The organism is Lysobacter sp. F60174L2 (assembly GCF_052547135.1).
In genome coordinates this window covers 924,540-943,071 of sequence record NZ_JBQWRA010000001.1, presented here as the reverse complement: position 1 = coordinate 943,071, position 18,532 = coordinate 924,540, and the positions used below count along the sequence as shown (strand labels likewise).

Annotated in this window: 17 protein-coding genes; 14 read left to right on the top strand and 3 right to left on the bottom strand. The window is 65.6% G+C overall.

The window, feature by feature from the left end; translation table 11 throughout:
* Window positions 1-155: 155 nt before the first annotated feature.
* The 3 genes from ACT9AS_RS04290 (at window position 156) to ACT9AS_RS04280 (ending at window position 2,842) form a co-directional block, all read left to right on the top strand.
* Window positions 156-1,124 (top strand): ATP-binding cassette domain-containing protein, encoded by a 969-nt coding sequence (locus ACT9AS_RS04290; RefSeq protein WP_445098867.1) that lies wholly within the window; start codon window positions 156-158, stop codon window positions 1,122-1,124.
* Complete coding sequence (locus tag ACT9AS_RS04285) at window positions 1,121-1,882, top strand: ABC transporter permease (protein WP_445098866.1); 762 nt, start codon at window positions 1,121-1,123, stop codon at window positions 1,880-1,882. The genes ACT9AS_RS04290 and ACT9AS_RS04285 overlap by 4 nt, the downstream gene beginning before the upstream one ends.
* Before the next feature lie 168 nt (window positions 1,883-2,050).
* On the top strand, window positions 2,051-2,842 hold the full coding sequence (locus ACT9AS_RS04280; protein WP_445098865.1) for a ZIP family metal transporter: 792 nt from the start codon (window positions 2,051-2,053) through the stop codon (window positions 2,840-2,842).
* 12 nt (window positions 2,843-2,854) lie between these two features.
* On the opposite strand, the gene ACT9AS_RS04275 is transcribed toward ACT9AS_RS04280, so the two are convergent.
* Entirely contained in the window at window positions 2,855-4,426 is a 1,572-nt protein-coding gene (locus ACT9AS_RS04275) for an SDR family oxidoreductase (protein WP_445098864.1), read from the bottom strand.
* Window positions 4,426-4,695 carry a DUF3297 family protein gene (locus tag ACT9AS_RS04270; protein WP_445098863.1) on the bottom strand — a complete coding sequence of 90 codons (270 nt, stop codon included), beginning with the start codon at window positions 4,693-4,695 and terminating at the stop codon, window positions 4,426-4,428. The genes ACT9AS_RS04275 and ACT9AS_RS04270 overlap by 1 nt, the downstream gene beginning before the upstream one ends.
* A gap of 350 nt (window positions 4,696-5,045) precedes the next feature.
* Here ACT9AS_RS04270 and ACT9AS_RS04265 point away from each other — a divergent pair, with 350 nt between their 5' ends.
* The 10 genes from ACT9AS_RS04265 (at window position 5,046) to treF (ending at window position 17,623) form a co-directional block, all read left to right on the top strand.
* On the top strand, window positions 5,046-5,255 hold the full coding sequence (locus ACT9AS_RS04265; protein WP_036194962.1) for a cold-shock protein: 210 nt from the start codon (window positions 5,046-5,048) through the stop codon (window positions 5,253-5,255).
* Window positions 5,256-5,468: 213 nt separating this feature from the next.
* Entirely contained in the window at window positions 5,469-8,279 is a 2,811-nt protein-coding gene (locus ACT9AS_RS04260) for a type VI secretion system tip protein TssI/VgrG (protein ID WP_445098862.1), read from the top strand.
* Window position 8,280: 1 nt separating this feature from the next.
* The gene (locus ACT9AS_RS04255) at window positions 8,281-9,144 is read left to right on the top strand and encodes a DUF4123 domain-containing protein (RefSeq protein WP_445098861.1); all 864 of its coding nucleotides are present in this window, start codon (window positions 8,281-8,283) and stop codon (window positions 9,142-9,144) included.
* Entirely contained in the window at window positions 9,141-11,852 is a 2,712-nt protein-coding gene (locus ACT9AS_RS04250) for a T6SS effector BTH_I2691 family protein (protein WP_445098860.1), read from the top strand. The genes ACT9AS_RS04255 and ACT9AS_RS04250 overlap by 4 nt, the downstream gene beginning before the upstream one ends.
* Before the next feature lies 1 nt (window position 11,853).
* A complete protein-coding gene (locus ACT9AS_RS04245; protein WP_445098859.1) occupies window positions 11,854-12,900 on the top strand; it encodes a DUF6708 domain-containing protein in 1,047 nt (348 codons plus the stop codon).
* A gap of 91 nt (window positions 12,901-12,991) precedes the next feature.
* On the top strand, window positions 12,992-13,639 hold the full coding sequence (locus ACT9AS_RS04240; protein WP_445098858.1) for a hypothetical protein: 648 nt from the start codon (window positions 12,992-12,994) through the stop codon (window positions 13,637-13,639).
* A gap of 1 nt (window position 13,640) precedes the next feature.
* Window positions 13,641-14,699 (top strand): DUF6708 domain-containing protein, encoded by a 1,059-nt coding sequence (locus ACT9AS_RS04235; protein ID WP_445098857.1) that lies wholly within the window; start codon window positions 13,641-13,643, stop codon window positions 14,697-14,699.
* Between the two features lie 294 nt (window positions 14,700-14,993).
* Entirely contained in the window at window positions 14,994-15,185 is a 192-nt protein-coding gene (locus ACT9AS_RS04230; RefSeq protein WP_445098856.1) for a hypothetical protein, read from the top strand.
* 64 nt (window positions 15,186-15,249) lie between these two features.
* Window positions 15,250-16,050 (top strand): glucose 1-dehydrogenase, encoded by an 801-nt coding sequence (locus tag ACT9AS_RS04225; protein WP_445098855.1) that lies wholly within the window; start codon window positions 15,250-15,252, stop codon window positions 16,048-16,050.
* Window positions 16,043-17,623 carry an alpha,alpha-trehalase TreF gene (gene treF, locus ACT9AS_RS04220; RefSeq protein ID WP_445098854.1) on the top strand — a complete coding sequence of 527 codons (1,581 nt, stop codon included), beginning with the start codon at window positions 16,043-16,045 and terminating at the stop codon, window positions 17,621-17,623. Before ACT9AS_RS04225 ends, treF begins: the two co-directional genes overlap by 8 nt.
* Before the next feature lie 36 nt (window positions 17,624-17,659).
* On the opposite strand, the gene ACT9AS_RS04215 is transcribed toward treF, so the two are convergent.
* The gene (locus ACT9AS_RS04215) at window positions 17,660-17,959 is read right to left on the bottom strand and encodes a DUF3247 family protein (RefSeq protein ID WP_445098853.1); all 300 of its coding nucleotides are present in this window, start codon (window positions 17,957-17,959) and stop codon (window positions 17,660-17,662) included.
* Between the two features lie 138 nt (window positions 17,960-18,097).
* Between ACT9AS_RS04215 and ACT9AS_RS04210 the strand changes: the two genes are divergently transcribed.
* Complete coding sequence (locus ACT9AS_RS04210; protein WP_445098852.1) at window positions 18,098-18,493, top strand: baeRF12 domain-containing protein; 396 nt, start codon at window positions 18,098-18,100, stop codon at window positions 18,491-18,493.
* Window positions 18,494-18,532 lie beyond the last annotated feature (39 nt).

Sequence of the window (18,532 nt, the reverse complement as noted above, 5' to 3'; positions counted from 1 at the left end):
GCCCGGCTCACGCCGCCGTGACGCCTCGCGCCGGCGGACTGTCCCGCCGCCGGAACATTGCCTCCCCGCACCGGGGGTTTATCGCGGCCGCCGCCGCGGGCAAGCTGGCGGCCGTCCCGTTCGATCCGCCAGGCGCACCGCGCCGAGGGAGTTCCGTGCAACCGATCATTTCCGTCCGCAACCTCGACAAGACCTACGCCTCCGGCTTCCAGGCGCTGAAGAACGTCGACCTCGACATCCGCAAGGGCGAGATCTTCGCCCTGCTAGGCCCCAACGGCGCCGGCAAGACCACCCTGATCAGCATCATCTGCGGCATCGTCAATCCGAGTTCCGGCACGGTGCTGGCCGACGGCCACGACGTGGTCGCCGACTACCGCGCCGCGCGCAGCAAGATCGGCCTGGTGCCACAGGAGCTGTCGACCGACGCGTTCGAGTCGGTGTGGTCGACGGTCGCCTTCAGCCGCGGCCTGTTCGGCAAGGCGCCCGACCCGGTGCACCTGGAGAAGGTGCTGCGCGACCTGTCGCTGTGGGACAAGAAGGACAGCAAGATCCTCGCGCTGTCGGGCGGCATGAAGCGCCGGGTGCTGATCGCCAAGGCGCTGGCGCACGAGCCGCAGATACTCTTCCTCGACGAGCCCACCGCCGGCGTCGACGTCGAGTTGCGCCACGACATGTGGCAGATGGTCCACCGCCTGCGCGAGCAGGGCGTCACCATCATCCTCACCACCCACTACATCGAGGAGGCCGAGCAGATGGCCGACCGCATCGGGGTGATCCTCAAGGGCGAGCTGATCCTGGTCGAGGACAAGGCCGCGCTGATGCGCAAGCTCGGCAAGAAGCAGCTGACCCTGACCCTGCAGGAGCCGCTGCAGCGCGTGCCCGACGGGTTGTCGGGCTTGCCGCTGGAACTGTCCGACGACGGCACCGCGCTGGTCTACACCTTCGACGTGCAGTCCGAGCGCACCGGCATCGCCACCCTGCTGCGGCAGCTGGCGGAGCAGGGCATCGACTTCAAGGACCTGCATTCCAGCGAGAGTTCGCTGGAGGACATCTTCGTGCACCTGGTGCGCTCGAATGCGAGCCGGCCGCCGGCGGACGTCGCGACAACGGAGGCGCGCGCATGAACATCCATGGCATCCGTGCGATCTACCGCTTCGAGATGGCGCGCACCTTCCGCACGATCACCCAGTCGATCGCCTCGCCGGTGCTGTCGACCTCGCTGTACTTCGTGGTGTTCGGCGCCGCGATCGGTTCGCGCATGGGAGACATCGAGGGGGTCAGCTACGGCGCCTTCATCATTCCCGGCCTGCTGATGCTGTCGCTGCTCAACGAGAGCATCTCCAACGCCTCGTTCGGGATCTACATGCCCAAGTGGGCCGGCACGATCTACGAGCTGCTGTCGGCGCCGGTGTCGTACGTCGAGGTGGTGATCGGCTACGTCGGCGCGGCGGCGACCAAGTCGTTGTTGTTGGGCGTGCTGATCCTGATCACCGCGCGGCTGTTCGTGCCCTACGAGATCGCCCATCCGTTCTGGATGCTGTGCTTCCTGGTGCTGACCGCGGTGACCTTCAGCCTGTTCGGTTTCATCATCGGGCTGTGGGCCGACGACTTCCAGAAGCTGCAGCTGATCCCGCTGATGGTGGTGATGCCGCTGACCTTCCTCGGCGGCGCGTTCTACTCGATCAAGATGCTGCCGCCGGTGTGGCAGACCGTCACCCTGTTCAACCCGGTGGTGTACCTGATCAGCGGCTTCCGCTGGAGCTTCTACGGAGTGTCGGACGTCAACGTAGGGGTCAGTGTCGCGGTGATCCTGGCGTTCCTGGTGGCGTGCCTGGCCGCGGTCTGGTGGATCTTCAAGACCGGCTGGAAGCTCAAGGCCTGAGGCGTCGCTGTTGACGCGGAGCCGACGGCGGTGGCGGCAACGTGGGCCGACCGAGCCGTCGGCATGGCGGTTCGCATTCGAGGGTCCGGCATGAGCAAACCCGTATGAACGCGCCTGCTGCAGGCCGGCCCGGCATGCACCCGTCTGCGATGACACGGCGAGACCGCGGTGCCACTGCCGGCGCTTGAGGCCAGCCCGGTGCTGGCCGCGCTGGTCGGCGGTTCTGCCGCCGCCGCCGCGACCGCGCTGGGAACGTTGCCGGCGTGGTTCGCGCGCCGGCTCGAACAGCGCGCGCTGGACACGATGCTCGGCTTCGGCGCCGGGGTGATGCTCGCGGCCAGTGCGTTCTCGCTGGTGCTGCCCGGCATCGAGGCGGCCCGCGCGCAGGGTTCGGGTCAATGGGGCGCGGGCCTGGTGGTGGGTTTCGCGGTCCTGCTCGGCGCGGCGCTGATCATGGCGCTGGACCGCATGCTGCCGCACGAACACTTCATCAAGGGTCCGGAGGGGCGCGCCGCCGGGCGGCTGCGGCGCACCTGGCTGTTCGTGTTCGCGATCTGCCTGCACAACCTGCCGGAAGGCCTGGCGATCGGCGCGGCGTATGCCTCCCACTTCAGCCACGGCACCGCGCTGGCGACCGGCATCGCCCTGCAGGACATTCCCGAGGGACTGGTGGTTGCGGTGGCGCTGATCGCGGCCGGCTACGGCCGCGGTCGCGCGGTGCTGGTCGGGATGGCATCGGGCCTGGCCGAGCCGGTCGGCGCCCTGCTCGGTGTCGGCGTGCTGGTGGCGGCACCGTTGCTGCTGCCGGTCGGGCTGGGCTTCGCCGCCGGCGCGATGCTGTTCGTGGTCAGCCACGAGATCATTCCCGAGTCGCACCGGCAGGGCCACGAGAACTTCGCCACCACCGGCCTGATGCTCGGCTTCGTGCTGATGATGCTGCTGGATACCGCGCTGGCCTGAGGCGGTCCGCGCTTACCAGTCCGTCGGTCGGTAATCCTTCAGGAACTGCCCCCACACGTGCTCGCCGGTGTTGATGCCGTCGATGATCGGGTCGACGATCCGGGCGGCGCCGTCGACGATGTCCAGCGGCGGGTGGAAGCGCTCCTCGACCACCTTGCGCGCGGCCAGGCCGGCCGGGTCCTCGTCGGTCACCCAGCCGGTGTCGACACTGTTCATGTGGATGCCGTCGCCGTGGTAATCGGCCGCCGCGGTGCGCGTCATCATGTTGAGCGCGGCCTTGGCCATGTTGGTGTGCGGGTGCCGGGTGGTCTTGAAGTTGCGGTAGAACTGGCCCTCGACCGCCGAGACGTTGACGATGTGCTTGTCGTGGCCGGGCGTGCGCAGCATCAGCGGCTTGAGCCGGGCGTTGATGATGTACGGCGCGATCGCGTTGACCAGTTGCACTTCAAGCAACTCGACCGACGGCACCTCGGCCATGCGCAGTCGCCACGAGTTCTTCTCGCGCAGGTCGACCTGTTGCAGGTCCTGGTCGAGCCGGCCTTCGGGGAACAGGTGTTGCTGCGACAGCAGTTCCTCCGGCAGCAACGGCATCTGCGACAGCTCGGCGGCGCGCGTGAGCCCGGGTGCCTGGCCCGTGCCCGTCGCGACCAATGCGTCGCCGTCCCCGGGCAGCATCGACGCCTCGCGCAAGCCCTCATAGCGGCCGAGCAACCCGCGGACCTCGGCGGGCATGTCGGCCAGGGCCGCGGTCTCGCCTTCCATCATGTGCGCGTAGAAATCCGGCGGGCGGCGCACGGTCTGGCAGGCGTTGTTGATGATGAAGTCGAGCCGCGAGCGGGTCTTCAGCAACTGCGTGCAGAATGCCTCGACGCTCGGGGTGTGGCGCAGGTCGAGCCCGAACACCTCCAGCCGGTGGCCCCATTCGGCGAAGTCCGGCTCGGCGGCGTAGCGCGCGGCCGAGTCGCGCGGGAAGCGCGTGGTGACGATGAGTTCGGCGCCGGCACGCAGCAGCTTCAGCCCGGCCTGGTAGCCGATCTTGACCCGGCCGCCGGTCAGCAGCGCGACCCGTCCGCGCAGGTCGGCCAGCTCGGTGCGCTTGTGGAAGTTGAACTCGGCGCAGGCCGGGCACAGCTGGTCGTAGAAGTGGTGGATTGCCGTGTACTTCTTCTTGCAGACGTAACAGTGCTGCGGCTCGATCGCCTCGGCATGCAACGGCTGGTCGGCGTCGAGATCGCGTGGCTGGAAGTCCTGCGGCGGGAAATAGTTGGGCGTGGTGAACACCGGCTTGCGCCGCAACTCGCGGATGCCGGTCTGGTTGAGGCGCTCCTCCTCGCGACCGACGCGCTCGGCGTGCGCGGCCTTCTTGGCCGCCTTCTGCCGCTGGCGGCGCGCCTGCCGGTCGGGGTGGTAGGCGCTGGCGACCGCGCGCTGCAGGCGCTCGCGGTCATCGCGGGGCAGGGCGTCGAGCACCGAATGGTCGGCACTGACCAGCTCCAGCAGTTCCGCCGCCGCGCGCATGCGTTCGAGCAGCGTATCGGGGGCCTCGTCGCGCGGGGACGTCGCGGGGGTGGTCGCGGTCGACATCAGCCGGCGTCGGATTCGGTGTCGGCCTGGATGTCGAGGAAATAGGGTTCCACCGTGCCGTTGAACTTCATCGTCATCGCGTTGCCGCGACGGTCCAGCGAGCGGCCGACCGGCAGGCGGACCCAGCCCTCGCTGACGCAGTACTCCTCGACGTTGTGCTTCTCTTCGCCGTTGAAGCGGATGCCGATGCCGCGTTCGAAGGCGGCGGCGTCATGGAACTTGCTGCGCGGATCGGCGGCAAGGCGGTCGGGCGGGGTGTCGATGGTCATTTCGCAGTGTCTCGCAGTGGGTATCGGAGCGGCCTGGGTGGCCGCGCGCCGCACAGGATACGGCGACGGCGCCCGCCAGGGCCAAGCGAAGCTGCCGGGCCCGTGGATAGAGGGTTTCCGGGCGGGGCCCGGAGGCCTGTCTGAACGCGACTGCGGGCGGGTCGACGGGGTAGTTGCAATCCCGCGCCGGGCGGGCTAGGGTGCGCTTGCTGTTTGCCAGGGTCACCGTGAATCGTGGCCCGATGCCGTAGATCCCTGATCCGCTACATCGTTGCACCTCGCTTACTCCTTGCAACCAGCACCCCACCGCGCAAGCGGTATTTCAAAAAACTGTTCCAAGGAGCAAGAAAATGTCGAACCGTGAAACCGGTACCGTCAAGTGGTTCAACGATGCCAAGGGCTTTGGCTTCATCTCCCGTGAGAATGGCGAGGACGTGTTCGTTCACTTCCGCGCCATCCAGGGCCAGGGCTTCAAGTCCCTGCAGGAAGGCCAGAAGGTCAGCTTCACCGTCACCCAGGGCCAGAAGGGCCTGCAGGCTGACGCCGTCGAAGCGCTGTAAGGCATCGATCGAAGGCAACCGCCTCTGGCGGTAGCACGAGATACCAGGAAACCCGGCCTCGGCCGGGTTTCTTTTTGGATGCGCCCCGGCCTCGGCCGGGTTTTCTTCTTGGGCGCGCGTTCGGCCGCGCCCCGGATGGTATTCTGCGGCCACTGGCCCATCGTCGGTGCATTGCCGCCGGGGCCGGATCTCACGGACAGAGAAGGCACGATCATGGACGTTGTATCTGCTGCACTGGCGGCTATCGCCGCCGGCCCCCGGGATTCCGACCGATTCCTGAGGTTGCATTCGCCCTTTGGGCCCGGTGTGCTGGTCGCGGAGACCTTCCAGGGGGCGGAATCGCTCGACCACGGCGGCTTCCGCTTCGACCTGACGGCGCTTTCAACCAACGCCCACCTCGACCTGGCCGAACTGCTTGGCCAGCCGGTACTGCTGGAACTGCAGGCGGCGGAAACCCTCAGCGAGCGCCGCCCGTTCCACGGCCACGTGACCGCCGCCGAGCGGGTGGGCAGCAACGGTGGCCTGGCCCGTTACCGGCTGGTGATCGAGCCGTGGCTGGGCTTCCTCGGCCAGCGCCTCGACCAGTACGTGTTCCAGGACCTGACCACGCCGGAGATCGTCGAATCAGTGTTCGCCGACTACGCGGATGCCGGCAGGCTGGTCCCCGCCTGGCGCTGGGATCTGAAGGACACGGCGGTCTACCGCAAGCGCAGCCTGTGCACCCAGTTCGAGGAGACCGACCTGGCGTTCGTCGAGCGCCTGCTGGCCGAAGAGGGCATCCACTACCACTTCGAGCACGAAGGCGACCCGTCCAGCGGGTCTTTCGGCAAGCACACGCTGGTGCTCGCCGACCACAACGACGCCTTCGCCGACCTGGGCCCGGTGCGCTTCCACCGCAGTGATGCCACCGAGCGCAGCGACAGCATCCAGCAGTGGTCACGCAAGGTGGCGTGGCAGCCGCAGTCGCTCAGGCGCAGCAGTTGGGACTACCGGCGCCTGGACACGCGGGCGGTCGAGGCCGGCGGCAGCGACGGAGCGATCGGCGTCACCGACGAGGACATCCTTGAACCGTATGCCTACCCCGACCGCGCAACCGGCGAGCGGCTGGTACAGCGCCGCGACGAGGCGCTGAAGGTCACGGGCCTCACCATCAGCGGGCAGGGCAGCTGGCGTCGGCTGCGCGCCGGTGCCCGCATCGAACTGGTCCAGCACCCGCAAGGCGGTCGTTTTGTCTGCCTGCGCAGCCACCACCGTGCGCGCAACAACCTCGGCGCCGACATCCTGGCGCACGTCGAGCAGGTACTGGGCCGTGCGACGTTGCCGGCATTGCCGCTGCCGGCGGCCATCAATCCTTACACCGATGGCGATGCGGCCAGCGACGACGCGGCGATGCCGTGCACGAACGCGGCCAGCGATGCCGCATTGGCGTCGGGTCCCGTCGGTGGGTACTTCTACGACAACGCGTTCTTCGGCATCCCCGAAGAGCGCACCTACCGCCCGCGGTACGCGAACGGGTTCGGCGAAGCGCTGCGCCCCAAGCCGGTGGTGCGCGGCACCCAGTCGGCGATCGTGGTCACCGACGGCGGGCCGATCCAGACCGACCGCGACCACCGCATCAAGGTGCAGTTCCCGTGGCAGCGCGGCGGCAACGCCAGCAGCCATCAGTCGCACCCGGCCGGTGACGACAACGCCCCGGCCGATGCCGGCAGTTGGACCTGGGTTCGCGTTTCGGCCGCGTGGGCGGGCGACAACTGGGGCAGCGTGCTGTTGCCACGCAGGGGGCAAGAGGTACTCGTGGCTTTCCTTGAAGGCGACATCGATCGCCCGGTGGTGGTCGGCAGCGTCTACAACGGCGCCGGCCAGGCCGACGCCCCGCACAATCAGGTCGCCGGCGGTGCAGTCCATGCCACCGGCAACGCCCCGGCGTGGTTCGACGGCAACGACCACAACGCCGTGTTTACCGGGTTCAAGAGCCAGGAGCTGGCCGCCAGCCAGACCGGTAGCGGCGGCTACCAGCAACTGCGGCTGGACGACACGCCCGGGCAGGGCCGCGCGCAGGCGTCCACCACCCAGCACGCGACCACGCTGACCCTCGGTCACCTCAAGGGCGGCCGTGACAACGTCCGTGGCGGCGAGCGCGGCTTCGGCATCGAACTGTCGACGCAGGCCAGCGGCGCGATCCGTGCTGGTGCCGGCCTGCTGCTGTCGACCGAACCCGGCCGCCAGCAACTCGACGCCGGCGGAGGACAGGCGCAACTGGCGCAGGGCCAGCAGCTGATCGCCAGCCTCAACGGCGCGGCCAAGGCACAGGGCGCCGACCTGCCGGGCGAAGCGGACACCCTGCAAGTCGATGCCAGCCTGGCCACGCTGGGCGGGCATCTGGCCGCAACCCACACTGCGAGCGCCTCCGGTGCCGGCATTGGCGGCGGCGATGGCCAGGCCCCGGCGTGGACTGCGCCGGCGCTGCTGGCGACCAGTCCCGACGGCATCGCCGCGGTGACGCCGGCCGACAACGTCTGGGTATCCGGCGAACAGACCGGCCTGACCGCCGGCAGCGACCTGCAGTGGTTGAGCCAGGGAGCGACCGTCATCGCCGCGCAGAACGGCATCGCCCTGTACACCCATGGCAGCGACTCCCCGGCCGGCAAACCCAACACCGATACCGGTATCGCCCTGCACGCCGTGCAGGGCACGGTAAGCGCCAGAGCGCCCAGCGCCACCGCGCAGGTCGCCGCGCAGGTCAGTGTCACCATCGCCAGCACCGCCGCAGACGTACAGATCGCAGCCCCCAACAAGCACCTGCTGGCCGCTGCGGCCGGTTCCTACATCAAGTTGGAAGGCGGCGATATCGAGCTGGGTGCGCCTGGAACCATCGAGTTCCTGGCGGCGAAGAAGGAGTGGGCGAGCGGGCAGGGCGCGAGTGGGCCGGCGCCGAAGTTGACGAAGGGGGAGCTGAAACTCTGCGAGTTCAGGGCTCGCGGCGCGGACTCGGCGGGTGAAGCTGCCGTGCCGCTGGGGGGGTGACATGGCAGACCTTCATCACCGCCTGCTGCAAGCGCATGACTACGCCATCCTCAACCCGTTGCAAGTGGACGCGGACCTGTGGAGCGATCTTCCTTTCACGCCGCTCGTGCCGGCGCGGGTCGAGGTGCGTCCAGAGTTGATGCCGCGGCTGTTCCCTCTGAGGGGCTTTTCCGATACTGCTTGCGCGAACCTGCTTGAACGCGTTCAACGACATGAAAAGTACAGTCGCCACCCGTTCTTCTCCGCGCTGCTGGTTACCGACGCCGATACCTCGGCCGTGGCCGCACACCTCTCCAACCGGCTGGTCATCCAGACTCCGGATGGCGGCAACGCGCTGTTGCGCCATTTCGATCCGCGCGTCTTCCGCCATCTGGCGTGGTTGCTGACGGACACACAGATGACACTGCTGATGGGACGGATCGCGCGTTGGACTTGGCGCGACACCGCACGCGACTGGCAGCAGTACGAGCGCATCGAGATGCCCTCGGTGCTGTCCGGGTTTCGCGTCACGCCAGAGCAATGGGACTCCTTGCAGAGGCTGGGCATGCTGAACAAGACCTTGCAGCAAATCGAGCGTAGTGCAGCCGGTTTCGTTCTCGACGACGGATTGGCCAAGCGCATCGACGCCTTGCTGCGGGAAGCATGGCAACGACACCGCCTCACCGGTGAAGCAGACCGTCGCCTGTACGCCGCCCAGGCCGTCATCATCCACCAGAACATCCATCGTCACCCGCAAATCGTCCAGCGGCTCGATCGCGCGCACGAGCACCCGGGTGGATATGTCGGCGCCTGCCGTGACCTGGACCAAACCACCCTGCGTCAGTTCGCTACCGAACTGGCCCCGCCATCAAGGATGCTGGCATGACTGAACCCGCCGCCAAACAATGTCCCTTTTGCGAGAAGCAGGGATTGCCGATTCTTCCCCTGCGCCCCGCGATTGCCCGAAAGGACCTGGAAGACCTCGGCCCTGCCGCGCTCGACTTCCCGGCCACGCTGGGCTCGGGGCTGATCGACATCGCACTGCCTGCGGACAGCGCCAAGTACACAGCGCGCCTGCTGCGTCCCGGCTATCTGTATTCCTTCAATGAGGTGCGCGGCGAATGGAAGGCATATCTGGTAACCGCATACGGCTACCTGTATGAGTTCGACATCGAGGACACCACTCCGCCCGATGCTGACCGGATCGAATTCAGCTGTTTTCGCACCGGCGAGGAGTACATCGCCCGTTGCATCACCATCCCGGATGCCGCGAGTGCCGGTGCGATCTGGCTGGGCTTCTCCGACACCGCCTGGACCCCGGCCGTACTCGAAGAGCATCGCAAGCAGGCCTACCGCCAGCGACACATGACCCATTTCGACGTTGGTCAATGGGTGGCGGGCAACACCAGTCAGCCGAACACGGCGCCCTTTGATCAGCTAACGCAGGTCGTCAACGAATTTGCCTTGGCGACAACTGACAACCTGCGAGGTGGTCAAGTCATCGGTGAAACCCGCGTCATCGACAAACAGTCGGGTAAGTTGAAGGAAACCCAGTCGCTGCTGGGCAGGGTTACCGCGACCTCAAGCGCGGCTGCGTTCTCTCATTCGCATCACGATTTCGTGTTTGGCGGAGAGGAAACCCCGGGGCTGCTTGAATGGGCCGCAAAGGCCGGAGAGAAGGTCGGTGCACAGCCGATGCTGGTGGCGGTGGGTGATCCGGTGGGAGTCGCCGCCGATCTGGCCATGCTCATGGCAGCCCGACTGGAACAAAAGCTGACGGCGGTCGAGTTCGAGCGTCCGCTGGCCATATCCACAGCTATCGGAAATATCCGCCGCTTCATCGAGGAAGACGCAGAGAACCGACAGATCTGGCAATCCGAGCGCGATGCGCGCAACGCGATCGACCCCGGATACATGGGAATGGGCGATGGTGGCGGCGCCGCACGCGCTGGCATGGCGCTGGCGGATTTGTGGAGCCCTGGCCTCAAAGAGCGCCGCGAAGCATTCGTCGAGCGCTGGCGCAATCCGTCGCCCGAACAGATCAAAAGCGCGCGTGAAGAGGCTTGGGTCAAGTACCGGAAGAAATACAACCATCGCCGGCTGGCCAGCTGGGAGGATCAGTGGAGCACCGGCATGGCCGAGCTCGACAAGACTGTCATCAAGCCGTTGGCAGACGCGCATGTGGCGTGGATGCAGAGCACATCCCTGGTCGATCGCCTGCATTGCAGCTGCGATGACTCCGATATCCGATCGGGAAAGGGGTTCGTTGACACCGTGCTGCTCTGTATCCAGAACACGCAGGAGTACACGCCCTGCAATCGCCTATACAGACGCTGGCTGGGAGCCACGCAGATCGAGAAAGACAACCTTGTGCTGCGAGCCATGGGCTACAACCAGAAAGAAGTACTGGAGCAGCTTGAGAAGGTGGCGCAAGGCGGGTTGGCTCCCGACTCCCTGCAAGGGCTTCCGTGGGACGGCCTGATCAGCGGCTACGACAGCGCAGTCGAGGCCTTGGGCGAGGGTGGTCGCAACTCCGTGGTGCGCCTGGCCGCTGCCATTGGCGGTCCGATTGCCGACGTGGCGGGCAAGGCCGTGGACGAGGTGATTGGCCCCGCCCTGGTGATGCTGGGTGTGATCGCCAAGGCCCCGGTGATCGCGGTGGACATGACAATGAGCAAGGCGGATGCCATTGCCGAACTGACCGCACGCATGGTGGCCGTCAATCCCAAGGTCGCCCAGATGGGCATGGATGACCTCAATCGAGCTATCGATCTGCAGATGCGCAAGGCGAAAATCTACGGCGCATCGGTCAATACCCGCGGCCACCACCGCTACCTGATCATGACCGACCCGCAGGTGGTGGGAGACTTCCCCGGCCTGACCCCCCAAGGCACCCCCCGACGGTTCGCGGAAAGTGCGTTGTTGACCGAAGCGGACCGGGCCAACATGACCAAGTTGCGCTGGAAGAAATTGCTGCCGGGTGCCGCCGGCTTGGGTGTCATCACCGGTTGCCTGCAGATTGCCGCCTTGACCAAGCTGGCCGACGACGTGGACAAAAGCATGGCGCACGAGGCCAACGAGAACCAGTGGCGGTTCCACACCGGCCTTGCAGGACTGGCCGGCACCTTGGCGGAGACCACGGGCAAGTGGTCGGAGAGTGCGGCGACAGCGGGTAGCCGTTACGCCATTCGGATCGAGCAGACGATTGGTCGATGGTTGCGCATCGGTGGCAAGGCGTTGGGCATTGGTGCTGGTGTCGTGATGGCGATTTGGGATGGCTATCGAGGCTGGCAGGAGATTCAAGAGGGGAATGGCATTGGGTGGCTCTACATCGGCAGTGCAGCAGCATCGTTTGTTGCGGCCATCATGTTTACCGGCTGGGCAGCTTCGCTGATCGGTGTCGGTCTCGCCACGGGCATCGGTATCGTGCTGGTTGTGCTTGTCATCGCGATAGCGGTGCTGATCGAGGTGTTCAAAGACAACAAGGTTCAGGACTGGCTGGAGCGCTGCTACTTCGGCAGTTTTGAAAAGGCCGAGCGCTACGACGAGCCAGAATTGGAACTGAAAGAACTGAAGATCGCACTGGAAGGTTGATATGGATTTTGCTGGTCGCGACATCGGTAAGCTTCGTTATCCCTCGAATCGCCCGCTCACACGGGCGGAGAGGGCGACACGCTATGACCAGAAAAAGATCGGGGATGCACCGCCGATGGATTTTCTATCGGTGATCAAGTTCAACAGCACGTACATCGATCTCGTGGATCGCTGGTATCCGATAACGGGCTTCAGCGCATGGTTTGGCGGGGCCATCGCAGTGGCGTCTGTTGGAGTTCTCCTGATGATCTACCATGCTTTGTTTTTTTCGGGGCGAGAAGCTCCAGTGGCGGTGTCTGACTGGATAGCTTTAGGGGTATTTTCTCCCTTGTTTATTTTAATAGCAGTTGCGGGAGTTTTTATATTACGAACCGAGTCCTGGCGCTGGACTCACTACCCAATGCGTCTGAACCGCAAGACCGGGCAAGTGCATGTATTCCGCCAGAACGGGACCGTCCTCACGGTGCCGTGGGACGATCTGTACATCGTTCGCGGCGAGGCCAAGAGTCCGCTTGCCGGTACCACCTACGACTTGCGCGCCCATGTGCTGGATGCTGATGGCGAAACGGTACGTGAGTCGTTTTCGCTCGGTTATTCGTTTCCCGGAAAACCAGAGTCGATGGATAAGTTCTGGGCATTCCTGCAGCCCTACATGGAAGCGCCGGACGGCGTCGAGCGAACCCACAAGCATCTTCGCGATGGACTATTGATGCCGCTGGATGGACGCAAAGAAGGCTGGCGCTGGAGCATCGTTCGGACTTTTGCCCCGGGTTGGCCGTATCCGTGGACCATGTTACTGCTATGCATTCCGCTGGGCCTCAACGCCCTCGGCCGCATGTTCGCGATGTGGACTAGTAAGCAGCCGGTCTGGCCGCCGGAAATGGAAGAAGCCCACTCGGTCGACCCCGAAGACCCCTTCATCCTTACTTGGCGCGACAACGAGCCGCTGGGCTGGTGGGAGTTCTACTGGCCGCTGGTCTGCACGTTGCTCGGAACCGGCATTTTCTTCGGTGTCATCGGATCGATTCTTATTAAGTTCTTGGATTGAGTGCTGAAGAGCTGAAGATCGCACCGGAAAGTTGACATGGATCTTGCTGGTCGCGATATCGGAAAACTCTGTTACCCCGTGGATCGCCCACATGACCAAGTTGCGCTGGAAGAAATTGCTGCCGGGTGCCGCCGGCTTGGGTGTCATCACCGGTTGCCTGCAGATTGCCGCCTTGACCAAGCTGGCCGACGACGTGGACAAAAGCATGGCGCACGAGGCCAACGAGAACCAGTGGCGGTTCCATACCGGCCTTGCAGGACTGGCCGGCACCTTGGCGGAGACCACGGGCAAGTGGTCGGAGAGTGCGGCGACAGCGGGTAGCCGATTGGCTGTGAAATTGGAGAAGACCTTGGGGGTGTTGCTGCGGGGCGTCGGCAAGTTCTTGGGCATTGGTGCTGGTGTCGTGATGGCGATCTGGGATGGCTATCGCGGCTGGAAAGAAATCCAGGAAGGAAACACGTGGGTGGGTGCGATGTTTGTCGGTTCTGCCATGGCTTCGTTTGCCGCGGTGATCGCTTTCTCAAAGTTGGGCGCTCTGATTTTTGGTGCAGCGGCAACCGGTGTCGGCATCGTGCTGGTGGTGCTGGTGATCACCATTGCGGTATTGATCGAAGTGTTCAAGGACAACAGGGTGCAGGACTGGCTCGAGCGCTGCTACTTCGGGACATTCGACAAAGCCGAACGTTACGAAGGCTCGGAACTTGAGCTCAAAGAATTGAAGATCGCATTGGCAGGTTGAGATGGATTACGAAGGCCTCGATTATCGGAACATCCGCTACCCGGTAGACCGTCCGCTGACAGATGAGGAGCGGACCACTCGATACGATCCGGATCGCGTCGTAAGTGCGCCGCCGATGGACTTTCTGTCGGTAATAAAACTCAACAGCACGTATATGGATTTGGTGGATCGCTGGTATCCCATCAAAGGCTTCAATGCGTGGCTGGGTTCTGCGGTGGCGTTTGGCGGCGTGTTTTTGGCTGGCATTTCAGGGACGGCATTCTTATGGGCGCCCGAATCGTCGGATCGATCGGCTCTCTGGTTCCTGTTGCTGGTGCTGGCCCCGCTCAGCCTAGGTTTGGTCTGGGCGGGGTGGTGGCTCATCCGAACCGAATCCTGGCGTTGGACTCATTACCCAATGCGTCTGAACCGCAAGACCCGGCAAGTGCATGTATTCCGCCAGAACGGGACCGTCCTAACGGTGCCGTGGGACGATCTGTACATCGTTCGCGGCGAGGCCAAGAGTCCGCTTGCCGGCACCACCTACGACCTGCGTGCCCATGTGTTGGACGCCGATGCTGAGACGGTGCGTGAGTCGTTTTCGCTCGGCTATACGTGGCCTTGTACCAAGGAGTCCATGAACAAGTTTTGGGCCTTCTTGCAGCCATATATGGAGGCGCCGGATGGCATGGAGCGGACTTATCGGCATCTGAAGGGCAAAGATGGCAACAATGTTCAGTTGTTGCCAATCGATGGGCGCAAAGAGGGCTGGCGCTGGAGTATTGCGCGGACCTTTGCTCCGGGAGGACATTGGCCGTGGGCGCAAATTCTGATGTGCATTCCGTTCGGCCTTAACGCCATCGGCCGCATGTTCGCGATGTGGACCAGCAAGCAGCCGGTCTGGCCGCCGGAAGTGGAAGAGGCCAACCCGGTTGACCCAGACGACCCTTACATCCTCTCGTGGCGCGACAACGGGCCGCTGGGCTGGTGGGAGCTCTACTGGCCCTTGGTCTGCACCATTCTCGGGATCGGAATTTTCTTCGGAGCCATCGGCTCGATTCTGATCAAGTTCTTGGATTGAGTGCTGAAGAGCCGTTGCTGCCGGCCTACAAGAGTTGCCGCCCTTGCACGCGCGACAGCCACCCGCAGAAAGCGTCGTTCGTGACGGTCGGCAGTCCCAAGGACGCCACCAATACCTGGTTCGAATACTCGGACGTGGAGTGGACTGCAGCGGTACCTGCCAAGCACCAGCCATCGATTTTTGGCGCGAGAACCACATGCGCGCATTCGATGTAAAGGCGTTGACATTGTCGAGCCATCGGCGCTGCTACACCTGTTTCCGACGACGGCCCAACCGCCGCCGAAGGAGTCGCCCATGAGCAAGTTGCATCCACCTGCGTCACCCGACGACGAAGTCCATACCGACCAGGGCGAACTGCGCAATCCCGGCGATCGCGCCAACCAGCCCGGCCAGGGCGGCAACGTCACGCCGCCGATCCAGCAGCAGCGCGGCGACCGCAACCTGAGCCGCGAAGAAATCGACTGCGAGCAGCCACGCGACGGCTGATCCGGCGACAGTCCCTTTACCCGCGCCGCGCTAGCCTGCGACCACTTTCCCGGCAGGAGGACGCATGCGTCTGCAAGGCAAGGTGGCGCTGGTTACCGGCAGCGGCCAGGGCATCGGTCGCGGGATCGCGGTGCGGCTGGCCCGCGAGGGTGCGCGGGTGGTGGTCGTCGACCTCCACGACGACGCCGACTCGCGCAGGACACTGGCGTTGATACGCGAAGGCGGCGGTGACGGCTGGGTGCTCGCGGCCGACATCGGCGACGTCACCGCGGTGCGGGCGATGGTCGACGCGGCGGCGAGCCAGGCCGGTCGGATCGACATCCTGGTCAACAATGCGGGAGTCGAGCATTTCGCCGCGTTCGAGGACGTCACCGAGTCCGATTACGACCGCGTGCTCGACATCAACCTCAAGGGCGCGTTCTTCGCCGCGCAGGCCTTCGTCCGCCATTGCCGCGCGGCGAAGCGTGGCGGGCGCATCATCAACGTCAGTTCGGTCCACGAGCAGTTGCCGTTCCCCAACTTCGCCAGTTACGCCGCCAGCAAGGGCGGCCTCAAGATGCTGATGCGCAATCTCGCGGTCGAGCTGGCGCCGCTGGGCATCACCGTCAACAACATCGCGCCCGGCGCGATCCGCACGCGGATCAACGCGCCGGTGATGGATGACCCCGCGTTGCTCGAGCCGCTGCTGGCCAACATTCCGCTGAACCGGCTGGGCACCCCGAAGGACGTCGCCGGGGTCGCCGCGTTTCTCGCATCAAGCGATGCCGACTACATCACCGGCAGCACCGTCTACGTCGATGGCGGCCTGACCTGGGATTACAGCGAGAAGCGCATCCGGACCGATGAAAGCGGCGCCGATGACTGAGCCTGCACGCCCCGGGGTGGACGCGAACGCCGACACGGAACGCCACCAGGCCCGGGTTGCACGGGTGGCACCGGCCGACAGCCTGGGCCCGGCGGACCGCTACCAGGAGCTGTTCGTGGCGGTGCAGATGCAGCGGGTTTTTCCCGACAGCAAGACCTTTGTCGACTGCGCGCCACTGGCCGCGCCCGAGCGCATCCTGGAGGCCTATCGCGCACGCCACGACCAGCCGGACTTCGACCTGGCCGGTTTCGTGCACGAGCACTTCCAGCCGGAGGCCGCGCACGAAAGCGACTACGTGTCCGATCCCGAGCGCTCGCTGGTCGAGCATATCGATGGCCTGTGGAGCGTGCTGACCCGGCAGCCGCGCGAGCACCCGGTGCGCTCCTCCCTGCTGCCGCTGCCCAACCCCTACGTCGTCCCGGGCGGACGCTTCGGCGAGATGTACTACTGGGATTCGTATTTCACGATGCTCGGCCTCGCCGCCAGCGGCCGGCGCGACCTGCTGCGGCACATGGCCGACAACTTCGCCTACCTGATCGACACCTTCGGCCACGTGCCCAACGGCAACCGCAGCTACTACCTGAGCCGCTCGCAGCCGCCGGTGTTCGCGCTGATGACCGAACTGTTCGAGCGTGAGGGCGTGCGCGAGGCACTGGCCTACCTGCCGCGGCTGCGTCGAGAGCACGCGTTCTGGATGGACGGCGGCGAGGACCTGCGACCTGGCGAGGTGCATCGCCATTGCGTGAGGATGGACGACGGCGCGCTGCTCAACCGCTACTGGGACGACCGCGACACCCCGCGCGAGGAGTCGTACCTGGAGGACGTGACCACGGCGCGCGCCTGCGACCGCCCCGCGCACGAGGTCTACCGCGAGCTGCGCGCCGGCGCGGCCTCGGGCTGGGATTTCAGCTCGCGCTGGTGCGGAGGCGACGGTGCGTTGACCAGCATCCGCACCACCGCGATCGTGCCTGTCGATCTCAACAGCTTCCTGCACAAGCTGGAGGAGCAGATCGCCGAGCTGGGCGCCGCCGCCGGCGACGAGGTGGCCGCCAGCGAGTTCGCCCACCGCGCAAGCGCGCGCCGCCACGCGATCGACCGCTGGTTGTGGAGCGATGCGCACGGTACCTACCTCGACTACGACTGGCGCGACGGTCAGCCGCGTCCGCAGCCCAACGCGGCGATGACGACTCCGCTGTACGTCGGCATCGCCAGTCCCGCCCAGGCCGCCGGTGTCGCCAACGCCGTGCGCAACCGCCTGCTGGACCGCGGCGGGCTCGCCACCACCTGCGTGGCCAACGGTGAGCAATGGGACCGGCCCAACGGCTGGGCGCCGCTGCAATGGATGGCGATCCTCGGCCTGGCCGACTACGGCGAGTCGGCGCTGGCCGGCGACATTCGACGACGCTGGTTGCGCACCGTCTCCGACGTTTACCGGCGCGAAGGCAAGCTGGTCGAGAAATACGACGTGCGGGCGACCCCGGACGACGCGCACGGCGGTGGTGGCGGTGAGTACCCGCTGCAGGACGGCTTCGGCTGGACCAACGGGGTTACCCGGATGCTGTTGCAGGGATAGCGGCACCGGGAGCGCCGGGCGCGAACGTCGCCATGCTCATTCCGGATCAAGCCGCCGGACCGCCTGGATCCGGTCGACCCAGACATCGCGCCATCCGGCGCTCTCCGGCTGGTCGAGCGCCGGCTGCTCCAGCCGCAGCACCGCGTTGGTGCCTTCCTCCCCGCCGGGCCCGAAGAACACCTGGGCGATCGGACGGGCCGCGACGATGCCCTCGATGGCATCGCCGTCCTCCATCCGCAGCACCACGTGCGCTCCATTGGGCAACTGTTCGATGAGGTGGCCAAGCCGGTCGAGTTCGGCCCGGTCGGTGTGGACGCGTTCGGCGTTGCGGGTCATCTGCGTGGTCTCCACTGGCGTGGTGGCCACGCTAGCGGGCTCGGCGGAAACCGAAGGTGAAAAATTCGCGTGGCCTAGCCTTCCGCATCACATCGCCGCGGCCAGACTGTCCTTTCGAAACACGAAAGGAGAAGGCTCGTGGAAAACATCCCCGCAGGCACGCTGGTGGTGGTCGCCGACGGTGGCAGCGCGCGCGTGTTCCGCAACGTCGGCGACCCGCCCGGGCTCTCGCTGCAGCAGGTCGACCTGCTCGAGGTCATGAACGTGAACGACGAGGGTCCTTCCGGCATACAGCCCGGTGGGAACGACGGCTACCAGACCGACGAGGCGACGTTCGCGCGACAACTGGCGCGCCGCCTGAACGAAGGCGCCCTGCAACAGCGCTATGCCCACGTGGTGCTGGTGGCCGACCCGCGTACGCTCGGCGAGATACGCCCGCAACTGCACAAGGAAGTTCATGACCGGCTGATCGGCGAACTCGATCGCGACCTGACCAACGTCCCGCTGCCGGACATCGAGCGCGCGCTGTCCTGACGACGGAGGCCCCGGCGAAGAAGCTCGACACACGCGTCA